This window comes from Polynucleobacter sp. UB-Piko-W3 (assembly GCF_018881635.1).
Lineage (GTDB): Bacteria > Pseudomonadota > Gammaproteobacteria > Burkholderiales > Burkholderiaceae > Polynucleobacter.
In genome coordinates, this window is sequence record NZ_JACVPY010000002.1 from 334,218 (window position 1) to 360,650 (window position 26,433).

Below are 26,433 nucleotides of genomic sequence, written 5' to 3' on the forward strand. Positions count from 1 at the left end.
TCAATGAACTATTTGAGGCAAAGGATTTTTTAGCGGTAGAGTGGGTTGAGCGAAGTCCAAAAATCTGAGAAATAGCCTGCAAAGTAACTGTAGGCACCAAAAACCACAACACCACCAATAATCCACTCCCAGAGTGGTGCGGCCGAGAAAAAATCTCGTAGACCCTGCTTTAGCTCAACGAGTTCGATTTTGAGTCGCTCAAGCCTAGACTTGGGCAGGTGGACAATTTTGCGCGCAACTGGCACAGGCTTTTTGGGATACATATACATATGCTCCTTTTGCACAAGGCAAAGTGAACTGCTGCTTTAACTACTTGGAACTCCTTTTCACTACTGCTTCCAGCCTACGCCTAATTTAGGCATACAGGGTTAAAACCTTCAAAAATATGAGATATAGATCAAAATTTGGCGACTTTTGTGGGTAGTTTGCAAAAATGAGCACTTGTCTTAGACTTGCATGGGATGCAAAAGCTTGGCAACCATGCCTTATATTTAAAATAATTAAAGATTAACTAATATCCCGTTCAGTTTATGAAGAGTCAGTATCTATTCTTGTTATGTATTTTTTTGATGGCAAACCTATATGGTGGCGCTAGCGCAAACCCCACTAATTCAAGCGAGCAAAATACGAATAAGACCAAACCTAGTCCACTGAGGGACATCACCTACTCTTGCTCAAATGACTATGTGAAGGCTGGGGGCATCAAAATACTCTGGTCAGAGGCTAACTACAGTCTACCGATTTCAGTTTTGGATGGATTTAATTCTGAGACCTGCATTGGTAAGGTGAGTAAAAACACTTTCACCTGGGATAGAGGCACTAGTCAGGCATCTTTAGATCGGCGTACTGGAGCGCTCACCATCAAACCCAAAAAAGATGGTGCGACAATTTCGTTAAAGTGCACTGTGGTTGAATAAAGCGACTTTCCTACAGAGGACTTACCTTGTTTGCCAACCCCAGACTCTGGCATTAGGAATCCTCCAAGATGATTTAATGAGTGACTTCAACAGGGCTTTTTTACATGGTTTATAGTTCAAAAGTCGTAATGCGCAGCTGTTTTACTACTACATTGCAAGATTGCTAATCGGAGACAAAAAACAGATGGGCGATTACACGGAGATGTCGGCTTATTACGACACAATCATGACTTCAGGTTATTACGACTACCCGGCCATTGTGGACGGTTTGCTCAACCACCACCCCTTTGAAAATGTGTTGGAGATTGGTTGCGGTACGGGTTTGATTTTAGAAGAAATTGCCAAGCGCCAACCGCATGCCAATATTCGGGGAATTGATCTTACCCAATCAATGCTCAACATTGCGCAAAAAAGATTAGAGCAGTTTCCCAATATCAAACTCAGTCAGCAAAATGTTACCGAGCTCAGTCTAGAGCAACAATATCGTTTAGCTTTTTCCTATGGCGGGGTTTGGTATTTTGTGATCGATGGCGATAATGAGCCGTTTTTGGTAAGTCACATATATGATGAGCGGGCAAATCACCTTGGGTTTGAGAGTTTGAGTAAATTTATTAAGACCGGTGGAAAGTTGCTCTTGGGAATTCAAGGTCCGCATCACGATTATGAAAAGCCCATTTCGAATGGCATGATTTATTCACAAAAAATAGAGCCTTTGGAGCTGGGATTTACCAAGCACTATTACTTAGATGACAAAGACGAGCGAGTGATGGCGCAAACAATTCACTATCGTACTTATAACTTTTCTGATGCTAAAAAATTATTAGCAAGCTACGGCTTTGAGTATGAGGACCGGACAGCGTCGCATCGTCATTTTCTTGAATTTAAGCGAGTGTAGTGATGCCCAGTGTGACCCCTAAGCCTTCAATTGGCTTTATTGGTGTTGGCAATATGGGCAATCCCATGGCTGCCAATTTAATCAAGGCCGGCTATTCTATAAGCGTTTTTGATCGCGATGCTCATAAGGCAAAAAACCTAGTGGCCTTAGGCGCAAGCCTAGCACCAAGTATTGTTGAGCTAGGCAAGCACTCCCAAGTAGTCATTTGCTCTTTGCCAGGTCCCGCGCAAGTCAAAGAGGTGATGTTTGGCGAGGAAGGTCTCATTAGCGTAATGAAGAGTGGGACGACCATCATTGATACCTCGACAAGCTCTGTAGAGCTTGCGCAAGAGTTAACCAAGCTATTAGAGCAAAAGAATGTGGGCTTTTTAGAGGCGCCCGTAACCAATGCGGTTGATTTTGCTGCATTGGGTAGGCTATCGATTTTTGTTGCTGGCAAGCAATCTGACTTTGATAGACATAAACCGATCTTTGAAGTGCTGGGCGAGAAAATATTTTATGTTGGCAAGCCAGGTAATGGCGCCACAATCAAGCTATTAACTAACCTATTGTGGTTTACCCACGCAGCAGTAATTGGTGAGGCGTTGATGTTGGGTGCCAAAGCCGATATTCCTTTAGAAATTGTGGCGCAGGCCATTCAGTCTTCTGCGGGTAATAGCTGGGTGGCACAACATGACATTCCTTCTATTTTTGCAGGGCACTACGATCCGAGTTTTTCTTTGGCGCTCTGTTGCAAGGATTTGGATTTAGTCAATCAAATTGCACGCTCTCAAGGTTTTGATTTGACGATGGGTCAATTTGTACAAAAACTCTTTGAAGAGGCAAAGGCAACTTATGGCGAATCTGCTGCTGAATTGCATGTCGTTAAACTATTAGAAGATAAAGTGGGAACGTATTTACGTCCTTCTTCAATGATATCCCCATGACATTAAAGAACCAAGCTATGTTAATGCAGGAGGCTCACTTGCATATGCCGCAAGGCGTTGCCGAAAACTATCGTTATTGGGGCGACGAGCAAACGGTATTTATCTCCTCTGCTAAAGGCGCACAGTTGACAGACTGTGATGGAAAAAAATACATTGATTTTCGACTAGGATATGGGCCAATTATTTTAGGTTATCGCGATGACCGAGTAGACCGTGCCGTTATCAAGCAAATTACAGAGGGCGGAACTCTATCGGGTTTTTCTACTCAGCTTGATACTGAAGTTGTAAAGCAAATTAAATCACTGTGCCCACACATTGATAAAGTGCGTTTTGCCAATTCTGGTACCGAAGCGGTGATGGGGGCAGTCAGAACTGCGCGCGGTTTTACTGGACGAGACCGGATTGCGATTGTCGAAGGCAGCTTTCATGGTTTAGTGGATGAAATGATGTGGAAGTCTGATATTGAGCATTGGAATGCTGACGATATCAATCCCCCCAAAATTATCCCGTTTGGGGCAGGTATTCCGCAAAACACCAAAGAGCTAGTTGATTTTATTGAGCTCAATGATTTTGAAGCTCTTGAGCAACTCTTTATTTCACGAAAAGATTCTTTAGCCTGTGTTTTATTGGAGCCCATTATTGGTAATGCGGGCAGCATTGCGGCGTGTCAATGTTGGCTACAACGCTTACGCGATCTTTGCACCCAAAACGGTACGATGCTCATTATTGATGAGGTCAAAACAGGGTTTCGGGTTGCTAAGGGAGGGGCGCAATCGCTCTATGGTATTTACGGCGATTTGACGACCTATGCCAAGGCGATGGGCAATGGATATCCCGTTGCTGCTTTTGGTGGTAGGGCCAATGTCATGGATGTGGTTGGTTCGCACGCTGGTGGGGTTGTGCATGGCGGTACCTATACCGCCAACTTGATTGCTTTAAGTGCGGCGTATGCAACCTTAGATGTGTTAGCCAATACTGATGCCCTCAAAACGGTAGATGATGCAGGGCAAAAGATTACCGCCTTATTGGGACGCGTATTTACTGCCGCCGGAATTGAGCATACCTTTGCTGGCCCTCCTGCGATGTTGGGGATCCATTTTTCAAGGCAAGTACCTAATAACTATCGCCAGTGGCGCAAAGTCAATAACACTTTATATAAGAACTTTGCCTGGAAATTAATCGAGTATGGTGTCATGCTTGAGCCTGATTCTAGGGAGCCTTGGTTTATCTGTGAGGCGCATGGTCAAATGGATTTTGCCTGGTTAGAAGAGGTTGCTACTAAAGCAATCAAAGCTGCACTTGAAATGTAATTTTTGTACGCAATTATTTGAGATTAGTCAAAGAGCATCCCTATAATAGGTAACATCATGATTAATCATTTTGTTCGCGCCTTAGCTTTTGCTGCCGACAAGCACAAGAATCAGCGCCGCAAAGATGCGCAAATAACACCCTACATCAATCATCCCATCGATTTAGTCAATGTACTAGTTAACGAAGGCGGAGTAGTGTCTTGGGATGTGCTGTGCGCAGCGCTACTGCATGATGTTATTGAGGATACAGAAACGTCTGAAGAGGAACTGCTGGCGCATTTTGGTAAAAAAGTCACAGCCATTGTGAAAGAGCTCACAGACGATAAGTCCCTGGCCAAGGATGTACGTAAACGCTTGCAAGTAGAGCATGCCCCTTTTGCTAGTCACGAGGCAAAGCTAGTCAAATTAGCAGATAAGATTTGTAATCTTCGCGATATGCTCAGTAACCCACCAACTGGCTGGGACCTCAAACGCAAGCAAGAATATTTTGCTTGGTCAGCAGCAGTGGTTCTTGGCATCCGTGGCACGCACTCAAAGTTAGAAAAAGTCTTTGACGGCTTAATAGAGCAAGGTAAACAATTGCAGTAAAAAGTGTTGTAAATAAGCGCAGTTGATTGACATGAAAATAGAAAAGTCTTTATAATTGCTACATACATGAAGAGGGGGCGAAAGCCCACAGCAACCGGTCCATTGGACAACGGTGCTACGCTTACAGCGAATGTGATCTAGCCTAGCTAGATAACTAAACGAAAAGCCCCTTCTTTGGGGCTTTTTTCATTTCTAAAGCCCACGTTCTTTAACAACTTAAGGAGTATCAATATGGCCAGAGTCATCGTGGGCGATCAATTATTGCCCGCAAAAGTAGTTTATGTTGGAAGTGCAATACAGATTTGGATTGTGGATGATATTTATCGTTTGTTTGTGGGGGATAAAAGCCTCTCAATCACCGATCCAGAAGCGAGTCAGTTAGCAGCTGACATCGAAAACCTTAGCGCACCAGAGCTAGAGCAAAAGTGGCTAGCGATTGCACAGGAGTTTTTAAGTAGTTTGTAGAAGATATTGCGTAGCGCAGGTAGTAACAGTATGAAAGGTGGAGTTATTCCCAATTGCTAGGCCTGACACCTTGTCGAACTGGCTAAATAGGAGAAAAAAATGAGTCGGTTATTTTGTAAGGTCGGCGACCTCGCGGTTACCGTGGAGGCGGAGTTACCAATTAATCTTGGCAACGTCGTCAAAATTGTTGGTGTGAGTGGTTATCAGAACTGGTCTACTTTTGGCGGCAAGATATTTTTATGGAAGGTAGAGGTCGCATCCTCAGAAAGACCTCTTGTATATGAAAACCCGGATGGTTCTACTGAGCGTGCACTCAGTGGCCGAGTGCCTGATCACTATTTAAGGCCTATTCGGCCTGATGAGTTGGAGTCAGTTCATGAAGCTGACGAGGACTTAGGTTTGCCAGTACGCTCAACAGAAGTGCAGGAGGTGGAATATGTTTAGACCACCACCTGAATATATCTGGGGCCTTAGTAGAAAAAAATATGAGGAGCGCTTTCGTAGGAAAGTACCCCAGTGGGTTTTAACGCTAGATCGCGACTCCTCTAAAGCCTTATTAAATGTCTGTTGTAAGTTGGGCTTTAAATTGCATCCCGAAGTGCTTACGGTGGCTGAGCTGTATGACGGGCCAGGAAGTATTTGGAGTACCAAGGCGTGCTTTCGCTTTGATCAACCTGCTAAGCCGCCGCAAAAACTGAGTCAGAGCAGCAAAAAACCATGAGGCTCACTTTTTGAGCCAGCAGGTTTTTACAATTGATATATCAATTCCAACAAGGAGAAATCATGCGTGATTACACATACCTAGGTGGTGCCCGTTTTACGATCAACAATCTTTTTCGCAGTCAGCGCTTTGATATTGACCGCTTAGACATGAGCTGGGTCGATGGTGAGAAACCTCAATTTACCCGCGGGCTCAGAATCGTCGATCAAGAAGAGGTTAATACCATCACTGTCGATGGTGAGGACGGCGATAACCTGATCTATAGCCTCACGTTAATCTTTAGCAATGAAGGTCGTTTTGATTTAGCTTACAAAGCGATCATGCAATCGGCCAAAGCAGCATTACAAGCCAAAGGCTATCGGGTGCTTACCAGCAAGCCAGGACATCACCAGCTCATGTTGCAAGCCTTGCCTCTCACCGTCGGCATAGATAAATCTAGCCTTATCTTGCTCGATCATTTACGTAAGCAAAGAAATGCAATTGACTATTCTGGAGATCTTGTTTCAGATGCTTTGACGACAGAAGCGATTACTCAGGCTGAGACCTTATTAAATCTTGTTCAGACTTTATTGATTCCAGTTATACATTTGGAAGATACGAACTTCGAATGGATCGATCCAGACGATGCCCCAGAATTAACTGAAGAGGATCTCAAACGAGGTATATGGAAGATCAACGGGCGAATAGTGTCTGAAGCAGAGGGTAGAGCGGCTTTTGCCGAGAGACTTCGTAATAGTTCTAAGAACAAGGCTGGTAAGACTTAACCGTTCCTGTAATGCATACCCCTAAAAAGGTATGCTTACATCCAGCAAAATTTCTCTTTAAAGAAAATCTACTGCCCACGTTACCTTCTTAATTTCTTACTGATCCGTAAATTGCAGTTTAGCCAAGCGGGCATACAGACCACTACGCAGAATTAAATCCGCATGCGTCCCCGTTTCAATGATTCGGCCGTTCTCTAATACCAAAATCTTATCGGCTTGCTTTACTGTAGACAGGCGATGCGCAATCACAATGGTAGTACGATGATCCATCGCAGCTTCCAAAGCGCGCTGCACCAGTAATTCGGATTCAGCATCTAGAGCGCTTGTGGCTTCATCTAACAGTAACAAGGCAGGATTTTTTAAGAGGACTCTGGCAATGGCAATACGTTGCTTTTGCCCTCCTGATAAACGAATCCCGCGATCACCCAAGAAGCTTTGATAGCCTTCAGGCAACTTAGAGATAAATTCATCAGCAATTGCCAAACGAGCAGCAGCAAATACTTCTTCATCGGTGGCATCCATTTTGCCAAAGCGAATATTCTCCATCGCGTTATCAGAAAAAATCACAATGTCTTGTGGCACTACACCAATCATTTTGCGCAGAGCTTCGAGCTCCAGGTCTCGAATGTTGATGCCATTAAACAGAATCTTGCCGCTAGTAGGATCATAAAAGCGCTGCAGTAGCTGGAAGAGTGTGGTCTTACCAGCGCCTGAGGGGCCAACAACGGCAATGCGCTCACCCGGTTTGATCTCAAAGGAGACATCCGATAAAACGCTATTTTGATTAGAGGGGTAGTGAAAGCACAAGTTATCCACTGCCACTCCAATGCCATTGGCATTAACCTCTGGGATTGATTGCACCACTGCTACCGTCTGAATAGATGACTGTACGTTAAGAAGCTCTAAAAGACGATCACTCGCACCAATCGCTCTTTGGGTATCACCGATCACTTCAGAGATACCAGCAATCGCACCAGCAACAATCACGGCATACAAAATAAATTGAGAGAGCTCACCAGCGGTAATTTGGTTATCCATAACGGCATAAGCGCCAAGCCACAGAACCAAAATGATGCTGGTAAAGCCAAATAGAATTGCTACAAAGGTCAGCAATGACCGAGCTTGTGTCCGAGTAATAGCCGCAATCAGTGCAGTTTGAATGGATTGATTAAAGCGATTGATTTCAATCTTTTCATTGGTAAAAGACTGAATTGTTGGAATGGCGTTCAATTTCTCACTGGCTAGGGCAGAGGCCTCGGCAATCTTATCTTGCGAATTTCTCGAGAGCTTGCGAACACGCCTGCCCATGATCACGGTCGGAATGATGGTCAACAGTAAAGTAGCAAATATCAGCACCGATAATTTTGGGCTAGTAATAAACATCATGACCAGGCCACCTGCTAGTAAAAGCATATTGCGAATCGCCATCGAGACACTCGTGCCAATCAATGTCTGAATCAGCACCGTATCGGTGTTGAGACGCGAGAGGATTTCACCGCTGTGGGTCACTTCAAAGAACTCAGGGCTTTGTTTGATGACATGGCTATAGACAGCCGAGCGAATATCAGTCGTAATCTTTTCACCAAGCCAAGACACCATGTAAAAACGCAGAGAGGTGCCTAATGCCACTAAACAAGCCACAGCAAATAAGGTTAAAAAAGTCGTGTTGATTTGGCTGCCATCATTGGCATTAAATCCCAAATCAATGATTTGTCTAAAAGAGAAGGGAACGGCTAAGGTTGCACTGGCAGCCAGAACCAAACTAAAGATCGCTAGAACAAATTGCTTTTTATAGGGCTTTAGAAAAGGGGTGAGTGCTGCAAGGGTACGAAACCCACGGGGATTGGTCTTGCTCTTCTGCTTGGTCATTGAATAATCCCTAATAATTATCTATGATAGTTCACTTAGATTGGCTTTGGATTTTTAGAGATATCAGCAAGATGGCAGGCGAGAGTTCCGCAACGAATAAAGACCCCCTACATAAAAGAAGCCCCTGGCTGCCTCGCGGTCAAGCACGCAAGATCATTTTTCTAGGGCTCATCATCATGGCCGGTTTGGGCTCAACACAGCATTGGTCTTTCCTCATTCTGCTTGCACTAACAATTATTTGCCTCTCGCCAAAAGTATTGCTAGCTACCGCCTATTATTATGGACGCTCTGCTATGTATTTTGGCCAGCGGTTTAGTAAATGAGTAGTCAATGAAAAGCAAATGAGCACCCCATGAAAATCTTCTTGACCGGTGCCAGCGGTTTTGTGGGAAGTCATTTGGCCCAGTCTTTAGAAGCAGCAGGCCATGAGATCGTTGCGCACTATCGCTCACCACAGGTGCTCAATATCCAATCTCAACACAATCTGGAAGTTTGGTTGGGCGACTTAAATGATGTCCACAGTTTAGCCAAGCGACTGCAGGGTATGGATAGTGTGATTCATTGCGCTGCAGAGATGAGGTTGTGGAATTGCGAAAAAGAATTACATGAGACCAATGTGCTCATGACTCAACATATTTTGAAGGCTGCCAAGCAGGCTGGAGTTTTGCAGTTCATATATATGAGTGATGCATCGGTTGCTAAAGATCCATCCATTGCCAATCTAGATGTTTGTGAATTGCGCGCTTTGCCATCTCTAGAAAAATTCCCCTATAGCCATAGCAAGTCCTTGGCAGAGCAGTATGTTCTGGCGGCTGGAGATGAGTCTTTTCGAGTCATCAGTCTTCGGCCAGCATCAATTTGGGGTAAAGGTGATCTGATTGATCGCATCTTAGGTAAGGCTGCCAACCTCAATCAATTTGGTTGGTTTGATCAGGGCAACTATCTCTTTTCAACTTGTAACATTGACAACCTGTGCGTGGCAGTTCAAAAAGCCTTGCTATCTAAAGCAAACCGAGAAAGCTTTTTTATTAGCGATGGGTCCCCAGTTCCATTTCGGCAATGGATGAGTAGAAGACTTTTGGCAGGCCATTACAAAGTGCCGACTTTATCTATCCCCCGTTTCTTAGCCTGGCCATTGGCGCGCTTTACGGAAAATGGTTGGAACTACTTGCCGCTGCGTGGAGAGCCCCCTTTAATTCGGGAGATGGTGCACTTAATGGCGCACCCGTTTTCTGTCTCGATTACCAAAGCCCAAGAGCAACTGGCTTATCAGCCGCTCTGTGGGATGGAAGAGGGCATGCTGGAAATAGAGAAAAATCATATTTAATCAAGGGTTTACCCTAGATATCTTGACTCTCAGAATGGCGCGGTTTAAAGTTTTCATAGTAAATAAGTACTGATGCATTGGTGATGCACTGAGGGTCTGATGAAGATCTAGTGCGCAAAAGATAAAACCTTGAAAGGATACAAAGCATGATGAAATTTCATGATGTAAGAGACCAGATTTCTAAAATAGCTGGATTTTGCGGCATGGTGATTAGCATTACCGTTGCTTTTTATCTGATCTTCCCTTCAGGCCAGACCCAATCTAAGTTTGCCATGCTGTTAGTGTCATTTGGAATCGGAATTGCTTTAAGTGTCCTGACCTTCAAGGCGCTGCTCAAGTCCCAGCGTTAAAAGGCCAATTCTGAACCCATAAAAAGCCCCACAATATTGCAGTATTTGGGGCTTTTTCTTTGGGTCCAAAATAGCCCAGCCAATAGCTCAGGACCCCATTAAACCCCATTTAATCGGTGTAAACACTTATATCTAAAACCCCTCAAGAGGCTTTTACTTAGGCATCTATAGATCAACGTTTTACGGTATGACTCATTTTTGGCTTGACCCCCTTTTTGAAATTGGTTTGAAGACAAACCAATTTCATTTTCTATTCATTTCTTATAGCAAAGTCTGAGGTAAGAATTGAATTCTGTATCCCAAGAAGTCGTGCTAGATTCCCAGCCCATCAATTTCCAGCCCTTAAAAGAGCGTGGTCAACGAGAGGTTTTCTGTGGTCTGACTGGAATCATCTGGTTGCATCGCAAAATTCAAGATGCCTTTTTTCTAGTAGTCGGTTCTCGCACCTGCGCTCATTTGATTCAGTCTGCAGCAGGCGTGATGATTTTTGCAGAGCCCCGTTTTGCCACTGCCATTATTGATGATCGCGATTTAGCCGGTCTGGCAGATGCGAATGATGAACTCGATAAAGTCGTCAAACAGTTACTCGATCGCCGTCCTGATATCAAACTCCTATTTTTAGTAGGCTCCTGTCCTTCGGAAGTGATTAAGTTAGATTTATCTAGAGCAGCGCAGCGCCTAGGTAAAACCTTTGCACCTAAAGTGCGCATTCTCAATTACTCTGGCAGCGGCATTGAAACGACCTTTACTCAAGGTGAAGATGCCTGCTTAGCTGCGCTAGTGCAAGATCTGCCTAAATCAACCGAATCAAATCAAGCGGATGAGCTCGATTTATTAGTGGTGGGTTGTTTGGCCGATGTAGTCGAAGATCAATTTAGCCGAATCTTTAAAGACCTGGGTCTGAAGTCCTTTGCTTTTTTCCCGCCTAGAGAATCTACGCAAAAAATTGTGGTTGGCCCCAAGACGAAATATTTACTCGCTCAACCATTTCTGACAGATACCGCCAGATTCTTAGAAAATCTGGGGGCGCAGAGAATTGCAGCACCTTTCCCATTAGGAGTTGAAGGTACAGAAAAATGGTTCCTAGCTGCCGCTAAAGAATTAGGCGTTTCTGCCGATACCTTTGAAAAAGTGATTGCCCCACAACGCGAGCGCGCTAAGAAGTCACTTGAGCCTCATCGTGAAATCCTCAAAGGCAAATCTATTTTCTTCTTCCCAGACTCTCAATTAGAAATTCCTTTAGCGCGCTATTTAAATAGAGAGCTCGGTATGAATCTGATGGAAGTAGGGGTTCCTTACTTACATCGTCAGCACATGGCAGAAGAATTAGCGATGTTAGATCCCAAGACACAATTGGCTGAAGGCCAAAACGTCGAGAACCAATTAGATCGTTGTCGTGAACAGCAACCCGATATGGTGGTCTGTGGCCTGGGCCTAGCCAATCCATTAGAAGCAGAGGGCTTTACAACCAAGTGGTCCATTGAGCTCGTCTTCACGCCGATTCAAGGATTTAACCAAGCAGCTGATTTAGCAGAGTTGTTTGCACGTCCTCTGACCAGAAAGAACAAGCTCATGATGGTGGAGGCGGCATGAAATTAACCCTCTGGACTTATGAAGGGCCACCTCACGTTGGTGCTATGCGCATTGCTACCGCAATGGATAAAGTGCATTACGTCTTACATGCACCGCAAGGGGATACGTACGCTGACCTCCTGTTCACCATGATTGAGCGGATGAAAAAAAGACCGCCGGTGACTTATACGACTTTTCAGGCGCGCGATTTAGGAAGTGATACTGCAGAATTATTTAAAGATGCTGCTAGAACAGCCTATGCCCGTTTTCAGCCGGACTTATTAATGGTGGGCGCTTCTTGTACTGCAGAACTCATTCAAGATGATCCGGGTGGCTTAGCGGCTGCTCTCGATTTACCGGTACCCATCTTGCCGCTGGAATTGCCTGCATATCAAAAGAAAGAAAATTGGGGCGCAGCAGAAACGTTTTATCAGATGGTTCGCCTATTAGGCCAAGATCATGTTTTACCTCCAGGTCAGCAGCGCGCAGCCCGAGCAGCAGGCGCCAAGCCTAGTTGCAATATTTTGGGACCTACCGCTTTAGGCTTTCGTCATCGTGATGATGTTCAAGAAATCTCCCGCTTGTTGCGCGAGCTAGGAATTGAAGTCAATGTGGTTGCACCGCTAGGCGCCAATCCAGCCGATATTGCCCGTTTGTATGAAGCAGACTTTAATGTCAATTTATATCCTGAGACTGCCAATACGGCAGCCACTTGGATGACGAGAAGTTTTGGTCAGCCCTCTACCAAATCAATCCCGATTGGATTTAAAGGCACGCAAGCTTTTATTACTGAAGTTTGCCAACTAGCTGGCATTGAATGTGATGTGCAAAAGTTCAGTCAATCCTCAAAAGCGCGTTGGTACGCTTTATCTGTGGACTCTACTTACCTCACTAATAAAAGAGTCTTTATTTTTGGTGATGCCACCCATGCGATTGCTGCCGCCAAAGTGGCAGCCCATGAAATGGGTTTCAAAGTCGTTGGCCTAGGAACCTATAGCCGTGAATTGGCTCGTGAAGTGCGTGAAGCTGCTGCCGAGTTAGGTCTTGAAGCCATGATCACGGATGACTATTTAGAAGTTGAGGCCAAGATCACAGAACTGCAACCGGAGTTAATTTTGGGTACGCAAATGGAGCGCCATATTGCTAAGCGCCTACAGATTCCCTGTGCAGTGATTTCTTCACCAGTGCACGTGCAAGATTTTCCAGCGCGCTATTCCCCACAAATGGGATTTGAAGGTGCCTGTGTTTTATTTGACTCTTGGGTCCATCCATTGATGATGGGCCTAGAGGAACATTTAATTGGTATGTTCAGAGGGGACTTTGAGTTTCATGAGGGCGCAATGCCATCGCACCTGGGTCATAGCTCAGCCCCGATGAAGGCAGAAACAGGAGGAGCAGGAGCGGGAGCAGAGCAAATTACCGCTCCTAATCTCAATTTAGGTAATAAAACCCTTGCCTGGGAAACAGATGCAGAGAAAGAGCTCAATAAGATTCCCTTCTTTGTCAGAGGCAAAGCCAGGCGAAATACCGAGAAATATGCAGTAGAGCAGGGCCTTTTAAGTATTACCTTAGAAACTTTGTATGATGCAAAGGCGCACTTTAAAAGTTAAATCATGACCTTAGGTCAAAAATAGCAAAGGCAATTCAAAATGAAAGCAATCAACATACCAATCTCAGATGCTCGTAGCGCACCACCGGATGGTGAGGGCAGTCTGCAGGTTCAGCTTGATCCGAATTTGAAAATTGGTAAAGCCAAGGTCTTTGCAATTTACGGTAAAGGCGGAATTGGTAAGAGCACCACCTCATCTAACTTGTCAGTTGCTTTTTCTAAGCTAGGTAAGCGGGTCATCCAAATTGGCTGCGATCCAAAGCACGACTCGACATTTACGCTCACGAAAAAACTCATGCCCACCGTCATTGATGTGCTTGAGAAAGTGGACTTTCATTCTGAAGAGTTGCGCATTGAAGACTTCGTTTATGAAGGCTATAACGGTGTGATGTGTGTTGAAGCGGGCGGCCCACCAGCCGGAACCGGATGTGGTGGCTATGTTGTTGGACAAACTGTCAAACTCTTAAAAGAGCATCATTTACTAGACGATACCGATGTTGTGATCTTTGACGTCTTGGGCGACGTGGTATGTGGTGGCTTTGCTGCGCCACTTCAGCATGCTGATCGTGCATTAATTGTGACGGCGAATGACTTTGATTCTATTTTTGCGATGAATCGCATTATTCAGGCCATTGGCGCAAAAGCGAAAAACTATAACGTGCGATTAGGCGGTGTGATTGCCAATCGCAGTAAAGATACGGATCAAATCGATAAGTTCAACGAACAAGTCGGATTAAAGACGATGGCTCATTTCCCAGACTTAGATGTGATTCGTCGTAGCCGTCTGAAAAAGTCCACCTTATTTGAGATGGAATACTCTCCTGAGCTTGAATTAGTCCAGCAAGAGTACATGCGTTTGGCTGCGGCGCTATGGCTCGGAGCAGATCCATTGCCATCGATCCCAATGAAAGATCGGGATATATTTGATTTGCTAGGCTTTGATTAAACAGCCAGCTTAGTCAGTGGGCATGCCAACGAGCTTGGCAGTAATTTCCCAGAGGTCTTTGCTCAGCTTCTCGCTCTTGGCTTTCATGGAAAGCTCTTGAGCGAAAGGCTCTCTAATGGCTGAATTGCGATTGCCCCAACTCCAGTGAACACCTGATTGGGTAAAGTGCGGGTCTGCCACGACTTGAGCGACCCGATCACCTGCAAGCTCTTGGCTCACATACCCTTTAGTAATGTTCTTCTGAAACCAAGGGAAGATTTTCTGAAAGAGTGGCGGCGTATCTCTAAAGAGCGCTGTCTCAGCTACGCATCCAGGATACAAAGTATTAAAGATCACCCCAGTACTGGCGTGATATCTTTTTTGGAGCTCGCGATTCATGACCATATTGCATAACTTACTGTCCTTGTAGGCTTTGCCTGGTTTAAAGGGTTTACCGTTGATCATCGCAATCGGGGCTTTAAAGCCAGCCATCAAACCTTCTAGCGCACCAATATCTGCAGGAGCAGGAATGGGCACCTTGCCACCAAACTCTTCTGAGTTTGCAGTCACAGTACCCAAGGTAATGAGGCGCGCATGCTCATGTGCTTTAGCAGTTTGGATTAGATTTTCTAGCAACATTCTGCTCAGAACATAGTGCCCAAAATAATTGGTAGCAACGCTGATCTCAAATCCTTGAGGCGAACGTGCAGGTTCTTTTAAGAGCGGCAGGTAAGTAGCTGCATTACAGAGCAGGGCATTGAGCTTTTGACCGCTGTCATTAAAGCGCTTCACAAATGCTCGCACGCTATCTAGATTACCGAGGTCTAATTGCCAGATTTCATATTGGCTAGAATCAAATTGATGCGCCTTGGCAGCCAGTTCCATTTTCTGGGGATCGCGAACCGCTAGAATGAGACGCCACTTTCTAGCGAGTAGGGCTTTTGCGGCATATAAACCAACACCAGAGGAAGATCCAGTAATAATGGCAAGTGGTTGATTGGTAGTGGAGGTCATTTTTCTATTACAGTCTTAGTGTTGGTCAAGATTCAGGTAAAGATTCATTGTTGTCATTTTAAGGCTAGAACTCGATGTTCCTCAAAGCGCTCAAGATCATTGCTCTTGCACTCATCAGCTTGATATTACTGGCCGCTCTCTACTTATGGACGCCAGATAAGTCTAAAGCAGAGCTTGAGAAAATCTATGGCTCACCTAGAAATGCTTATGTCAGCGCATTGGGTGTCAATCTCCATTACCAAGATACTGGCCCTTCTAAAAACGCAATCCCTATTGTGTTTTTGCATGGCTTTGGTGCGAGCCTACAAACATGGGAGACCTGGGCACAAGCTTTAAGTGAAGACTACCGAGTGATTTCTGTTGATCTACCAGGATTTGGTTTGACTGGAGAAGACCCAAGCGGTATCTATACCGATCAGAGAAGTGTGGAAGTCTTAGAAGCTTTTCTGAAAGAGCTCAACATTCCAAAGGTGGTATTGGTAGGTAATTCCATGGGTGGCAAGTTTGCTTGGCAATTTGCAGCCCATTATCCCAATCAAGTTGCGAAGTTGGTACTGATATCCCCAGATGGATATGCAAGTCCTGGAATAGAGTACGGTAAAAAACCAGACGTTCCAGCCATTGCCGATCTCTATCGGTATTTCTTTTCTAAAGCATTTTTAGCAATGAACCTAGAGCCCGCTTACGCTAATCCAAAGACCTTAAGTGATGCCCTAGTCAATCGTTACTATGATCTGATGTTGGCCCCTGGAGTGCGAGGCGCCATCTTGGCTCGCATGCAGCAAACGGTTTTACAAGACCCGGTGCCATCCTTAGCGAGCATTCAAGTTCCCACCTTATTAATCTGGGGTGAAAAAGATGCCTTCATTCCAATTAGCAATTCGAATGATTACTTGAAGGTCATGCCCAATGCTAAAAGAGTATCCTTACCGAATATTGGTCACTTACCGCAAGAAGAGCAGCCTTCCATTGGTCTTGCCGCACTTAAAGAGTTTTTATAAGCAATGAAACGAATCCCCTTAGATTGGCCTAATCGAGAACACAGCAGTATTGTCTCTGTGGGCAATATCGATTGGCATGTGCAGCTCACCGGTAAAGGCCCAGTTGTATTGCTACTGCATGGCACGGGTAGCTCAACCCATTCTTGGTCTGATCTGATTCCTTTATTAGCAGGCCATGCGCAAGTACTAGTACCCGATTTACCTGGCCATGCCTTTACCTTGGGCGCAAATCTAGAAGATCTTAAGCTCGATGAAATCGCCCGTTCATTGCAACTACTCATCGACCAATTAGGAATTGAGGCACCATCGATCGTAGTAGGGCATTCTGCTGGAGCACCCTTAGCGATTCGGTTTGCAGTAGCGTCAGCAAAGCAGCCTAAGCTCGTGATTGCATTGAACCCATCTTTTATACCGCCACCGCCGGTCTACACCAGTTTCTTTGGACCGCTCTTAGGCCCGATTACCAGATCTTCAACCCTCTCTAGCTTGCTCGCTTCACTATCACCGAGCCTTGGAATGGTAGATAAGTTACTAGACTCCACCAATACCATTTTGCCCGAGGCTCGCAGAGTGTATTACCGCACGCTTTTTGAGCGCCCAGACCATGTACGGGGTTCCATGAACTTTATGGCAGCGGCAGATATTCATAAAGTATTAGCAGAAGCCAATTTGTATCGCGGTAAATTGATTTGCGTATTAGGTAATCAGGATGCGTGGATACCAGCCAAGCCTTTAGAGAAAATTATTCAAGAACATTTCCCTGCTGCTCAGGTTCTCAAGTGGGAGGGCGGTCACATCATGCATGAGTTAGAGCCTGCCAAGGTAGCGCAACTCATTCTTACAGGACTAGCAGAGTAGAGCACCCAGCAACTAAGCCTTTTTAAGTCCTTGCATGATGGCTTGAGAAACTTCATTGGCTCCTGCGTTGGGTAAAGGTAAGTACATTGAACCTAGTAGCGCTGCCATGGCTTTGCCTTCATCTCTGGCTTGCGGTGAAGTATCAATCCACAAAGACTTAAATGAGTAATAAGAAGCGGCTCGTGCTGACTGCTGTGCGTCTTCCATGGCTTTGGGTCTGCCAGGAGAGCCATCTTTAGCAATATTGGCCCTACCATCGGTTAAGAAAACCAAAGCAGGGGTTAGTCCTTTTCTCATCGATGCGTTTGCTACTTCAAAAGACTCATCAATCGCGCGAGACAAGGGAGTGCCACCGCCACCAGGCAGCCCACTTAAAGCGCGCTTGGCTTTTACTAAAGAGCGGGTAGGGGCTAGGATGAGTTCGGCAGCACTGCCTCTAAATGACATCACTGCTACTTGATCTCGCCGGATATAGCATTCAGCCAATAAGAGTTCTACAGCACCCTTAGCTTCTGCCAAGCGATGCATTGCAGAAGAGCCAGAAGCATCGACGATAAACATCGTTAAAGTTTGAGTGCGTTCTTGATAGCGCTTAATCCGAAAATCTTCTTTACGGATCATGATTTTTCCAAGAGGAATAGTTTTGCCAGCAGCCAGCATTTCTGCGCGACGAACCCTTTGCCAGGGAACGGCTGCTCGTAAGGTGTCAATGATGCTCAGCGTCTTACCGCCTTCAGGCATGCCCGGCATATTACCCAGTGGGCGACCACGCATACGGCCTACCTTGACAGCACCCGTTTTACCGCCCATACCTTTGGGTGATTTCAGATCCGCTAAATCTGCCAAGCGGGCCAAGAGATCTGCAGGGATTGCTGCTTGAGCTGCTTCTAGAATTTCATCTTCTAAAGCTTGCGGAGTTTCTGCATTGCTTTCGGCTTCCTGATCCTCTTGCTCTTGTTCTTCTTCCTGCTTCTGATCTTCTGGCGAAGTTTCTGGCGGAGGTTCTTGATCTACAGGCTCTTGCTCATTCTCAGGCTGCTCGTCTGATTCAGATGGAAGCTCTTCCTCTTCTGGAGGAGCGCTTTGTGGCATGCGCGTAGCGCGTGGGGATAGAACTAAGGCAATCGCGCGTTGCAAGTGCATGCTACTGACTTCATCTTCTTTGTCAAAAGCAGCCAAACACTTTGCGGTATTGATTGCTAAATTCAGAGCCCGTATTGATATCACCCCTAGCTGCTCGGCAACACCCACCAAAGCATCCAGACTATCTTCACTGACAGTAACGTTTGAGAAGTTCTCGCGCGCATCTTGAAGTGATTGGCTATCTGGCACAAAGTCATCATCGGTTTCTGGTAAATCTCTCCAGCCGAGGATATCGAGATTTAATAGAAAGGCTACTCTTTGCCGGATTTTTTCATTCGGCTGTTCATCATCTTCAATGCCCTCATCGAGAGCCACAACACCAAAGTGACTTTCAATTCTGCGACTTTGACCATCACGCTCAATTGCAATAAATCCATTATCTAAAGCGCTCACTACTTTTGCTACAGCGCCTACTTCCACTCTCTCTGCCATTGGCATGAGTAATAGCTGCTGATCGCATTGAGCCAGTAAGCCTTGTCTGAGAATAGCTTTGCCAGTGCGTAAGGTTTGATCCAGATCGATTCCACCAATCAGGTTTTCATCAGAGATGCCCAGCGGCATCTTGCGCAGGGGTAGGCGCATGCCGCCTAATTGAGCGATGGTATTGAGATAAGCTAACCAGCGATCCCGCACTGGGCCAGAGCGTGCTCGCAGGATGACGCCACCTAAACCATGGGGGTTAATGACTAAGAGCTGAGCGACCTGAAGCGCGCGCAACCAAGTTTCGAGTTTGGCGCTCTTACTGATCTCTTGCGTTTGTTCTGGATTTTCCAAAAGACAGTATGTGTTTGTTGAGCTTGCTGATTAAACTTACTTCGTTTTTTCTGGAAACAACTCTTCTAAGGCTCTTTTGACTCTGACGCCAGAACTAGAGTCATCTAGTGGATTACGCCTGAGTCGATGCTGAAGAGCGGGTACTGCAATCTTTTTCAGATGCTCAATCGTCACCTGATTTTTTCCACACAAAGCTGCATAGGCACGCATTGCTCGAAGAAGAGTGAGTTCGCCGCGAAGGCCATCGGTGCCTAAGTAGCTGCAAAGCTGAGTAACCTTTTCGAGCATGGCATCGTCTACTTTGACGTTTGGCAATTTCTTTTTGCCAGCCTGGATCTGTGCTCGAATGATGTCGTCTTCTTTTTCCCAAGTCTGCATGAACTTGGCTTGATTGCGCTCAAATTCATCACGTCGCTTAATAATTTCTACACGGGCTTTGGGTTCTTGTGGGGTCTTCACTTCAACTGCGAGACCAAAGCGATCGAGTAGTTGAGGGCGCAGCTCACCTTCTTCAGGGTTGCCGCTGCCTACCAAGACAAATTTGGCTGGATGACGAATACTCAAACCTTCTCTTTCAACCACGTTTGCTCCAGAAGCAGCAACGTCAATTAATAAGTCCACCAAGTGATCTTCTAAAAGATTGACCTCATCGATATACAAAAAGCCGCGATGGGCTTTAGCAAGCAAACCAGGCTCGTAAGCTTTCTCTCCAGAGCTCAGTGCTTTTTCAATATCCAACGCACCAATCACGCGATCTTCAGTAGCGCCTAAGGGTAGGTCAACTACGGGCACTGGTTTCTTAACGGTTTTGAGCTTTCCACCAGGCTTGAGATTTGTGCGCAGTTCATCGCAAATAGGGCAGGTTCCTGCTGGGGCATTTGGATCGCAAGCATAAACACAATGTTGAACTGCGCTCATCTCGGGGAGTAATGCTGCAAGGGCACGAACAGCGGTAGATTTTCCTGTCCCGCGATCTCCCATCACTAACACTCCACCCACGCTGGAATCGAGAGCTGCAATCAAGATTGCTAACTTCATATCCTCCTGCCCAACGATTGCTGAGAAAGGGTAATTACGCGCCATTAAGATTCCTTGAAATTTTTGTACTGAAACTAACTTATTGCAGAGCAACAAAACGCTGGATTAGAAGACAACGATCTAAATATACTGGCATTCATTTTTTATTGGGATTTACCCTATAAATGATAGCTTTGAAGGGAAATAGATGTCAATTTTAGTTGACACTATTGTAGGATTCTTTAAGAATCAATCTCAGACAAAAGGATCAAAAAGAGCGAACAGTAAATTTAGAGAACTTCACACTTTTTAATCAAAACTAATCAATGTTGACCAAAACAAAATCCTCCAACTTGCATGAGCCAATCAAGCTAGTGCTAGTGACGATGGATACCCACCTGAATAGCGCTGCGAATCGCGCTTATCAGGACCTGAAGAAGTCAATTCCAGGGGCAACACTGAGTATTCACTCGGCTAGTGAATTTTCTGGCAATCCCACCCATTTACAACAATGCAAACAGGATATTGCTAGTGCTGACATTGTGATTGCCACAATGTTGTTTCTTGAGGATCACTATTTACCCATCTTGGATGATCTCAAAGCAAGGCGAGATCATTGTGATGCCATGGTTTGCGCTATGTCTGCAGGAGACGTTACCAAGCTGACCAAAATTGGTAAGTTAGATATGAGTAAGCCGGCCAGTGGTTTGATGGCCATGCTGAAAAAATTACGCCCAAGCGCTAAAGATAAAGACGGTAAAAGCAAGAGCTCGACCGCAGGCGCTAAGCAAATGAAGATGCTGCGCGTGATTCCGCAGATGTTGCGCTTTGTGCCAGGTACTGCTCAGGATCTCAGGGCTTATTTCTTATCCTTGCAGTATTGGTTGGGTGGCTCTCAAGAGAACATGTACAACATGATGGCCAACCTGATTAATCGCTATGCCTCGGGCTCGCGCGAGTCTTTGCGTAAGAATGCCAAGGCGCTTGATCCAGTCGAGTATCCAGACTCTGGTGTATATCACCCCCGCATGAAAAATCGCTTGAGTAGCAATTTAAGTGATTTACCAAAAGTAGTGCCAGATGCCAAAGCCCGTGGCCGAGTAGGGCTCTTAGTACTGCGCTCATATCTAGTCTCTGGTAACAGTGGCCACTATGATCCGGTCATCGCCGCATTAGAGGCACAAGGCCTACAAGTAGTCCCCGCATTTTCTGCTGGCCTAGATGCCCGTCCTGCAATTGATGATTACTTTACTCAAGACGGCAAGCCAACCATCGATGCCATGATTTCTTTAACAGGCTTCTCTTTGGTAGGCGGACCTGCTTACAACGATGCACATGCTGCTGAAGAAGTATTGGCTAAATTAGATATTCCTTACATCGCTGCTCACCCTGTTGAGTTTCAGAATCTAGAGCAGTGGGGAGGCTCCGAGCGCGGCTTACTCCCAGTAGAGAGCACCATCATGGTGGCGATACCTGAGTTAGATGGCTCTACGATTCCAATGGTTTATGGCGGACGCCCTGGCGCATCCGGTACTACCTGCAATGGTTGCCATAAGCAATGCTCATTTACGGATGACCATAACCCACAAGACATGTTCACCTGTACCGAGCGCGTAGGAATGTTGGCTGCACGCGTTGGTAAATTGGTTGACCTGCGTCGTTCAGAGCGCGCAGAGCGTAAGGTAGGCATCGTCTTGTTTAACTTCCCACCAAATGCCGGCAATATTGGTAGTGCAGCTTACTTGAGCGTATTCCAATCAGTACAAAACTTGTTGATTGGCATGAAAGAGCGCGGTTATACCGTCGAGGTTCCAGAATCGGTTGATGAGTTGCGTGATTCGATTCTGAAAGGTAATGCTCAGCAATATGGCGCAGATGCCAACGTGCATACCTTAATTCCGGTGGATGACCATGTGCGTCGTGAGCGCTGGTTAAAAGAGATTGAAGCGCAGTGGGGCCCAGCTCCAGGCAAACAACTCTCAAACGGTAGCTCCATCTTTGTTCTTGGTAAGCAGTTTGGTAATGTGCTGATTTCAGTTCAGCCTTCTTTTGGCTATGAAGGTGACCCAATGCGCTTGCTGTTTGAACGTGGCTTTGCACCAACCCATGCATTTTCTGCTTACTACCGTTACTTGCGTGAAGACTTTGCTGCTACAGCCGTAATCCACTTTGGTACGCATGGTGCCCTGGAGTTCATGCCAGGCAAACAAACGGGTATGAGTGGAGCATGTTGGCCTGATCGCCTAATTAATGATCTGCCGAATATTTATTTGTACGCATCGAATAATCCTTCTGAGGGCGCGATTGCAAAACGTCGCTCTGGTGCAACTCTGATTAGTTATTTAACTCCTCCAGTAACGCAAGCCGGTTTATATGCCGGCCTTGCCGATTTAAAAGCCTCGATTGAGCGCTTTAGATCTTTGGACAAGGATGCAGATCAGGAGCGGATTGATTTAGGAGATCTGATTCAGGCGCAAGCAGCAGAGATTGATCTTTGCAAAGCAGACCCTGTATGGGATAAGACGGATCTGAATGGTTTACAAAATATCGTGAGCAATCTCTTTAATGAGTTGCTCGAGTTGGAGTACACCTTAATACCGCATGGCTTGCATGTGGTTGGCGCAGTTCCTCCTCTTGCAGAGCGCTTCGGCTTGCTAAAAGCCATGGCCGATGTCGCTTTGGATCATCCAGTAGGAGATGCTGTAGTAGAGGCGCTGATGAATGGCGAGGATTTTGGCAAGGTGATTGATTCCCATCCAGAGTTACTAGAGCTTGGTACCCGCGAGATATTAGAAGAGCTATTTGGCAAGATGGTCAAATCCAATGAGCTGATGTCTGCAGAGACTGAAGTTACTGGCATGTTAGATGCATTAGACGGGCGCTTTATTCGCCCAGCAGCTGGTGGTGATGTGATGCGCAATCCTGAAGTATTGCCAACGGGTCGTAACTTGCATGGCTTTGATCCTTTTAGAATTCCAAGCGTCTTTGCTGTCAAAGATGGCGCTAAGCAAGCTCAGCGCATTCTGGATAAATACCAAGAAGATAGCAATTCGCTTCCAGAATCCATTGCGATGGTTTTATGGGGAAGTGATAACTTGAAATCGGAAGGTGGCCAAATTGGTCAAGCGCTCGCATTGATGGGTGCTAAGCCCCGCTTTGATAGTTATGGTCGATTGGCTGGTGCGCAACTCATCCCTTTAAGTGAATTAGGGCGCCCCCGAGTTGACGTCGTGATCACCTTGTCAGGCATCTTCCGTGACCTCTTGCCATTGCAAATTAAGTTACTAGCTGAAGCCGCATTTATGGCGGCCTCTGCAGAAGATGAGCCGCTTGAGCAAAACTTTATTCGTAAGCATGCCTTGGCTTATCAAAAAGAACATGGCTGTGATTTAGAGACTGCGTCATTACGTGTTTATGGAAACGCTGATGGCGCCTATGGTTCTAACGTGAGCAATATGGTTGAGAACAGTGTGTGGGAAGAAGAGGACGAGTTAGCAGAAACCTACACACGCAGAAAAGGATTTGCTTTTGGACGCTCTGGCATACCGATTCAGAACAATGCTTTACTGAAGAGCGTTTTATCTGATGTGCAAATGACTTATCAAAATCTAGATTCGATGGAGTTGGGTGTTACAACGATCGATAACTATTTCGATACCTTAGGCGGAATTACCAGAGCTGTGAAGCGCGCTAAGGGTGGAGTAGATGTGCCCGTCTTTATTGGTGATCAAACCAAAGGTGAGGGCGCTGTCAGAACACTCTCAGAGCAAGTCTCCCTAGAAACACGCACTCGCATGCTCAATCCAAAATGGTATGAAGGCATGTTAGAGAGTGGTTACGAAGGCGTTCGGCAAATTGAAGTGCACATCACCAATACCATGGGATGGTCTGCGACAACTGGCCAAGTTCAGCCTTGGGTCTACAAGCAGCTGACTGAAACTTTCATGCTCAACCCAGAAATGCGTGAGCGTTTAGCTAAGCTCAATCCGACCGCTGCTGCCCGTTTAGCAAATCGCCTCACCGAAGCCTCGCAAAGAAATTATTGGCAGCCTGAACCAGAAATGCTCAAGGCAATGCAAGAAGCTAATGATGAGCTAGAGGATCGCTTAGAAGGTATCTATGACAACAACTCTTTAGCAGCCTAATTTATTTCAGAAGCTAGACCTTTTTCTTAAACACATCACTTCAACACAAAACAACACAAAATGACTATGAGCACCTTAGACCGAATCAATCAAAGCCTTGAAAAAGCCATGATTTTGGCGCACTCAAAACAAGGGCCACAGCTCTTACAAGAAGCGATGCACTACTCAGTGTTTCCTGGCGGCGCTAGGATTCGTCCGCAATTATGTTTAGCGGTTGCTGCAGCTTGCGGTGATGATGATCCTGCACTATCAAATGCGGCAGCGAGTGCGATTGAGATTTTGCACTGCGCTTCCTTAGTGCATGATGACTTACCTTGTTTTGATAATGCTGAGCTCAGACGTGGCAGGCCCTCAGTGCATGCAGCCTATGGTGAGCGCATTGCAGTGCTAGCAGGCGATGCTTTGATTGTTTTAGCTTTTCAGGTCTTAGCTAATTCTGGTACACGTTCTATCTTCCGTTTAGGCCCTCTCATGAACACCATTGCGACGAGCGTTGGCTCGCCCCATGGCATTGTGGCTGGTCAGGCCTGGGAGTGCGAATCAAAAGTTGTGTTGAGAGATTATCAACGCGCCAAAACGGGTTCATTGTTTGAGGCGGCTACTGCTGCCGGAGCTCAAGCTGCAGGCGCTGATGCAGCAACTTGGAGACCTCTGGGTGAATGGCTGGGTGAAGCTTATCAAGTAGCAGACGATATTCGTGATGTCGTTGCTGATCAAGCTGAATTAGGTAAGCCTGCAGGTCAGGATATCGCTCATGATCGGCCTAGCTCTGCAAGGGATTTGGGTTTGAGTGGAGCGGTGCAGCGTTTTGATGAGTTAGTGCAAAAATCGATTGCTTCGATACCCCATTGCAAAGGCGAGAAAATGTTGCGCGCTCTTGTTACTCAAGAGTCTGAGCGTCTTGTGCCCTCAGATTGGTTTAAGGATGCGAAAAGAAAAATTTTGTTTCGTCAAACCAGTCATTCTTAATTTTGACACCGCTGCTGTCTAAGTTCTCAATTGCCATTCATGGAAAGCTTCTTCGATTGGCGAAATCGTTTAATTGCCTCACCTAGCTTTCAGCGCTGGGCAACTCGTTTTCCGCTCACCCGTTGGTTAGTCAGAAAGCAAGCATCCGATATCTTTGATTTGATGGCAGGGTTTGTGTACACCCAAGTTCTACTTGCCTCTACCCAAGTCAATCTCTTTGATATTTTGGCCAAGGGGGCTCTGAGCTTTGATGATCTGCAAAAACAAATTCCATTAAAGCCAGCTGGCTTAAGGCGTTTATTAGATGCCGCAGTGGCGATCAAGTTATTAGTTAAGCGTAGTGAAGACCGTTATGCCTTGAGCATGATGGGCGCGCCTTTGGTGGGCAATGTCGCTATTTTGGATATGGTCAAGCATCATGCCGATTTTTATCGCGACCTCTCCGATCCAATCGCTTTATTGCAAGGCGATACAAGCTCTGCGGCTTTGAATGAGTACTGGCAGTATATCACTCCAGAGCAGGGCGCTGCTCCAGAAAACCTATCTGCTGAAAAGGTTGCCGACTACTCCAAATTGATGGCGCATACCCAATCCTTGGTCACAGACGAGATTATGGATGCCTATCCCATGGACAAGCATCACATGGTTCTCGATATCGGTGGTGGTCAGGGTGCCTTTGTTAAAAGATTGGCTGCGCGCTATCCGCATTTAGAGTTCAAATTATTTGATATTCCTGGAGTGGCAGAGCTCTCCAATGCCCACTTTAGGGAAATTGGACTCTCACAGCGGGCTCAAGCGATTGGCGGAAACTTTTTTCAAGATTCGCTGCCTAAGGGGTGTGACCTAGCGACCCTTGTACGGGTGATTTTTGACCATGATGATGCCCGTGTAAAACAATTGCTTGCCAATGTGTTTGACGCCCTCAATCCAGGCGGCACTTTATTGCTGGCAGAACCTATGGCGGAGACCAAAGGCTTTGAGGCGATGGGTCATGCCTATTTTGGTTTTTATTTGCTGGCAATGGGCAGGGGAAGGCCGCGAACTGAAGCAGAAATCAGTGGTTTATTACGTCAAGCAGGGTTTACAGATATCAGACTATTAAATTCTTTTATGCCCCTAAATGCACAAATATTGCGGTGCAATAAGCCTAGCACTCCTATGGCATAAAGCCTTGCTCAGAAGTCACTCTATTTAGACTCCAAAATAGACATTATTTAGTAGAGAAAACCCCTAGATGACAAGTGGGCAATTAAGGATTAAAAACTATTGTGTAA

Annotated in this window: 25 protein-coding genes and 1 riboswitch; of the genes, 20 read left to right on the top strand and 5 right to left on the bottom strand. The window is 45.9% G+C overall.

Annotated features, from left to right (window positions below):
• Positions 1-29: 29 nt before the first annotated feature.
• Complete coding sequence (locus tag ICN31_RS01995; protein ID WP_216258095.1) at positions 30-263, bottom strand: hypothetical protein; 234 nt, start codon at positions 261-263, stop codon at positions 30-32.
• Between the two features lie 306 nt (positions 264-569).
• On the opposite strand from ICN31_RS01995, the gene ICN31_RS02000 reads away from it, so the two are divergent.
• The 9 genes from ICN31_RS02000 to ICN31_RS02040 all read left to right on the top strand — a co-directional run bounded on the left by ICN31_RS02000 (position 570) and on the right by ICN31_RS02040 (position 6,586).
• Positions 570-917 (top strand): hypothetical protein, encoded by a 348-nt coding sequence (locus ICN31_RS02000; protein ID WP_216258098.1) that lies wholly within the window; start codon positions 570-572, stop codon positions 915-917.
• Between the two features lie 184 nt (positions 918-1,101).
• Positions 1,102-1,812, top strand: coding sequence for a trans-aconitate 2-methyltransferase (locus tag ICN31_RS02005; protein ID WP_216258100.1), 711 nt, complete (start codon positions 1,102-1,104; stop codon positions 1,810-1,812).
• Between the two features lie 2 nt (positions 1,813-1,814).
• Positions 1,815-2,738 (top strand): NAD(P)-dependent oxidoreductase, encoded by a 924-nt coding sequence (locus ICN31_RS02010; protein ID WP_216258102.1) that lies wholly within the window; start codon positions 1,815-1,817, stop codon positions 2,736-2,738.
• Entirely contained in the window at positions 2,735-4,048 is a 1,314-nt protein-coding gene (locus ICN31_RS02015; protein ID WP_216258104.1) for an aspartate aminotransferase family protein, read from the top strand. Before ICN31_RS02010 ends, ICN31_RS02015 begins: the two co-directional genes overlap by 4 nt.
• A 60-nt stretch (positions 4,049-4,108) precedes the next feature.
• A complete protein-coding gene (locus ICN31_RS02020) occupies positions 4,109-4,636 on the top strand; it encodes an HD domain-containing protein (RefSeq protein WP_216260685.1) in 528 nt (175 codons plus the stop codon).
• A gap of 59 nt (positions 4,637-4,695) precedes the next feature.
• Positions 4,696-4,804: riboswitch (SAM-I-IV-variant riboswitch) on the top strand.
• 63 nt (positions 4,805-4,867) lie between these two features.
• Positions 4,868-5,101 carry a hypothetical protein gene (locus tag ICN31_RS02025; RefSeq protein ID WP_216258105.1) on the top strand — a complete coding sequence of 78 codons (234 nt, stop codon included), beginning with the start codon at positions 4,868-4,870 and terminating at the stop codon, positions 5,099-5,101.
• Between the two features lie 99 nt (positions 5,102-5,200).
• Positions 5,201-5,545 (top strand): hypothetical protein, encoded by a 345-nt coding sequence (locus ICN31_RS02030; RefSeq protein WP_216258108.1) that lies wholly within the window; start codon positions 5,201-5,203, stop codon positions 5,543-5,545.
• Positions 5,538-5,822, top strand: coding sequence for a hypothetical protein (locus ICN31_RS02035; RefSeq protein ID WP_216258111.1), 285 nt, complete (start codon positions 5,538-5,540; stop codon positions 5,820-5,822). The genes ICN31_RS02030 and ICN31_RS02035 overlap by 8 nt, the downstream gene beginning before the upstream one ends.
• Before the next feature lie 62 nt (positions 5,823-5,884).
• Complete coding sequence (locus ICN31_RS02040) at positions 5,885-6,586, top strand: hypothetical protein (RefSeq protein WP_216258113.1); 702 nt, start codon at positions 5,885-5,887, stop codon at positions 6,584-6,586.
• A gap of 96 nt (positions 6,587-6,682) precedes the next feature.
• On the opposite strand, the gene ICN31_RS02045 is transcribed toward ICN31_RS02040, so the two are convergent.
• Positions 6,683-8,455: an ABC transporter transmembrane domain-containing protein gene (locus ICN31_RS02045; RefSeq protein ID WP_216258115.1), complete on the bottom strand. Its 1,773-nt coding sequence runs from the start codon at positions 8,453-8,455 to the stop codon at positions 6,683-6,685.
• A gap of 23 nt (positions 8,456-8,478) precedes the next feature.
• Between ICN31_RS02045 and ICN31_RS02050 the strand changes: the two genes are divergently transcribed.
• From ICN31_RS02050 to bchL, 6 genes are all read left to right on the top strand, one after another.
• Positions 8,479-8,778, top strand: coding sequence for a hypothetical protein (locus ICN31_RS02050; RefSeq protein ID WP_216258117.1), 300 nt, complete (start codon positions 8,479-8,481; stop codon positions 8,776-8,778).
• Positions 8,779-8,807: 29 nt separating this feature from the next.
• A complete protein-coding gene (locus tag ICN31_RS02055; protein ID WP_216258120.1) occupies positions 8,808-9,782 on the top strand; it encodes an NAD(P)-dependent oxidoreductase in 975 nt (324 codons plus the stop codon).
• Between the two features lie 146 nt (positions 9,783-9,928).
• Positions 9,929-10,132, top strand: a complete 204-nt coding sequence (locus tag ICN31_RS02060; RefSeq protein WP_088524695.1) for a hypothetical protein — start codon at positions 9,929-9,931, stop codon at positions 10,130-10,132.
• A gap of 285 nt (positions 10,133-10,417) precedes the next feature.
• A complete protein-coding gene (locus ICN31_RS02065; RefSeq protein WP_088524696.1) occupies positions 10,418-11,725 on the top strand; it encodes a ferredoxin:protochlorophyllide reductase (ATP-dependent) subunit N in 1,308 nt (435 codons plus the stop codon).
• Complete coding sequence (bchB, locus tag ICN31_RS02070) at positions 11,722-13,314, top strand: ferredoxin:protochlorophyllide reductase (ATP-dependent) subunit B (protein WP_088524697.1); 1,593 nt, start codon at positions 11,722-11,724, stop codon at positions 13,312-13,314. Before ICN31_RS02065 ends, bchB begins: the two co-directional genes overlap by 4 nt.
• Positions 13,315-13,374: 60 nt before the next feature.
• Positions 13,375-14,259, top strand: coding sequence for a ferredoxin:protochlorophyllide reductase (ATP-dependent) iron-sulfur ATP-binding protein (gene bchL / locus ICN31_RS02075; RefSeq protein WP_370624320.1), 885 nt, complete (start codon positions 13,375-13,377; stop codon positions 14,257-14,259).
• A 9-nt stretch (positions 14,260-14,268) separates the two neighbouring features.
• On the opposite strand, the gene ICN31_RS02080 is transcribed toward bchL, so the two are convergent.
• The gene (locus ICN31_RS02080; RefSeq protein WP_088524699.1) at positions 14,269-15,252 is read right to left on the bottom strand and encodes a protochlorophyllide reductase; all 984 of its coding nucleotides are present in this window, start codon (positions 15,250-15,252) and stop codon (positions 14,269-14,271) included.
• A 74-nt stretch (positions 15,253-15,326) separates the two neighbouring features.
• On the opposite strand from ICN31_RS02080, the gene ICN31_RS02085 reads away from it, so the two are divergent.
• Both ICN31_RS02085 and bchO read left to right on the top strand, forming a co-directional pair.
• Positions 15,327-16,253, top strand: coding sequence for an alpha/beta fold hydrolase (locus ICN31_RS02085; RefSeq protein ID WP_216258123.1), 927 nt, complete (start codon positions 15,327-15,329; stop codon positions 16,251-16,253).
• 3 nt (positions 16,254-16,256) lie between these two features.
• Positions 16,257-17,111, top strand: coding sequence for an alpha/beta fold hydrolase BchO (gene bchO / locus ICN31_RS02090; protein ID WP_216258124.1), 855 nt, complete (start codon positions 16,257-16,259; stop codon positions 17,109-17,111).
• 12 nt (positions 17,112-17,123) lie between these two features.
• Here bchO and ICN31_RS02095 read toward each other — a convergent pair whose 3' ends face one another.
• Positions 17,124-19,028, bottom strand: a complete 1,905-nt coding sequence (locus ICN31_RS02095) for a magnesium chelatase subunit D (RefSeq protein WP_216258126.1) — start codon at positions 19,026-19,028, stop codon at positions 17,124-17,126.
• Between the two features lie 36 nt (positions 19,029-19,064).
• Positions 19,065-20,111: a magnesium chelatase ATPase subunit I gene (bchI, locus tag ICN31_RS02100; RefSeq protein WP_216258128.1), complete on the bottom strand. Its 1,047-nt coding sequence runs from the start codon at positions 20,109-20,111 to the stop codon at positions 19,065-19,067.
• A 260-nt stretch (positions 20,112-20,371) separates the two neighbouring features.
• Between bchI and ICN31_RS02105 the strand changes: the two genes are divergently transcribed.
• The 3 genes from ICN31_RS02105 to ICN31_RS02115 all read left to right on the top strand — a co-directional run bounded on the left by ICN31_RS02105 (position 20,372) and on the right by ICN31_RS02115 (position 26,326).
• Positions 20,372-24,190: a magnesium chelatase subunit H gene (locus ICN31_RS02105; protein WP_216258129.1), complete on the top strand. Its 3,819-nt coding sequence runs from the start codon at positions 20,372-20,374 to the stop codon at positions 24,188-24,190.
• A gap of 66 nt (positions 24,191-24,256) precedes the next feature.
• On the top strand, positions 24,257-25,159 hold the full coding sequence (locus ICN31_RS02110; RefSeq protein ID WP_255530878.1) for a polyprenyl synthetase family protein: 903 nt from the start codon (positions 24,257-24,259) through the stop codon (positions 25,157-25,159).
• Positions 25,160-25,198: 39 nt separating this feature from the next.
• Positions 25,199-26,326, top strand: a complete 1,128-nt coding sequence (locus ICN31_RS02115; RefSeq protein ID WP_216258134.1) for a methyltransferase — start codon at positions 25,199-25,201, stop codon at positions 26,324-26,326.
• Positions 26,327-26,433: the final 107 nt, after the last annotated feature.

Bases quoted from the DNA above. Each gene is read 5' to 3' on its own strand.
- ICN31_RS01995 (WP_216258095.1), bottom strand. From the start codon at position 263: ATGTATCCCAAAAAGCCTGTGCCAGTTGCGCGCAAAATTGTCCACCTG.
- ICN31_RS02000 (WP_216258098.1), top strand. From the start codon at position 570: ATGGCAAACCTATATGGTGGCGCTAGCGCAAACCCCACTAATTCAAGC.
- ICN31_RS02005 (WP_216258100.1), top strand. From the start codon at position 1,102: ATGGGCGATTACACGGAGATGTCGGCTTATTACGACACAATCATGACT.
- ICN31_RS02010 (WP_216258102.1), top strand. From the start codon at position 1,815: ATGCCCAGTGTGACCCCTAAGCCTTCAATTGGCTTTATTGGTGTTGGC.
- ICN31_RS02015 (WP_216258104.1), top strand. From the start codon at position 2,735: ATGACATTAAAGAACCAAGCTATGTTAATGCAGGAGGCTCACTTGCAT.
- ICN31_RS02025 (WP_216258105.1), top strand. From the start codon at position 4,868: ATGGCCAGAGTCATCGTGGGCGATCAATTATTGCCCGCAAAAGTAGTT.
- ICN31_RS02030 (WP_216258108.1), top strand. From the start codon at position 5,201: ATGAGTCGGTTATTTTGTAAGGTCGGCGACCTCGCGGTTACCGTGGAG.
- ICN31_RS02035 (WP_216258111.1), top strand. From the start codon at position 5,538: ATGTTTAGACCACCACCTGAATATATCTGGGGCCTTAGTAGAAAAAAA.
- ICN31_RS02040 (WP_216258113.1), top strand. From the start codon at position 5,885: ATGCGTGATTACACATACCTAGGTGGTGCCCGTTTTACGATCAACAAT.
- ICN31_RS02045 (WP_216258115.1), bottom strand. From the start codon at position 8,455: ATGACCAAGCAGAAGAGCAAGACCAATCCCCGTGGGTTTCGTACCCTT.
- ICN31_RS02050 (WP_216258117.1), top strand. From the start codon at position 8,479: ATGATAGTTCACTTAGATTGGCTTTGGATTTTTAGAGATATCAGCAAG.
- ICN31_RS02055 (WP_216258120.1), top strand. From the start codon at position 8,808: ATGAAAATCTTCTTGACCGGTGCCAGCGGTTTTGTGGGAAGTCATTTG.
- ICN31_RS02060 (WP_088524695.1), top strand. From the start codon at position 9,929: ATGATGAAATTTCATGATGTAAGAGACCAGATTTCTAAAATAGCTGGA.
- bchB (WP_088524697.1), top strand. From the start codon at position 11,722: ATGAAATTAACCCTCTGGACTTATGAAGGGCCACCTCACGTTGGTGCT.
- ICN31_RS02080 (WP_088524699.1), bottom strand. From the start codon at position 15,252: ATGACCTCCACTACCAATCAACCACTTGCCATTATTACTGGATCTTCC.
- ICN31_RS02085 (WP_216258123.1), top strand. From the start codon at position 15,327: ATGTTCCTCAAAGCGCTCAAGATCATTGCTCTTGCACTCATCAGCTTG.
- bchO (WP_216258124.1), top strand. From the start codon at position 16,257: ATGAAACGAATCCCCTTAGATTGGCCTAATCGAGAACACAGCAGTATT.
- bchI (WP_216258128.1), bottom strand. From the start codon at position 20,111: ATGGCGCGTAATTACCCTTTCTCAGCAATCGTTGGGCAGGAGGATATG.
- ICN31_RS02105 (WP_216258129.1), top strand. From the start codon at position 20,372: ATGTTGACCAAAACAAAATCCTCCAACTTGCATGAGCCAATCAAGCTA.
- ICN31_RS02110 (WP_255530878.1), top strand. From the start codon at position 24,257: ATGAGCACCTTAGACCGAATCAATCAAAGCCTTGAAAAAGCCATGATT.
- ICN31_RS02115 (WP_216258134.1), top strand. From the start codon at position 25,199: ATGGAAAGCTTCTTCGATTGGCGAAATCGTTTAATTGCCTCACCTAGC.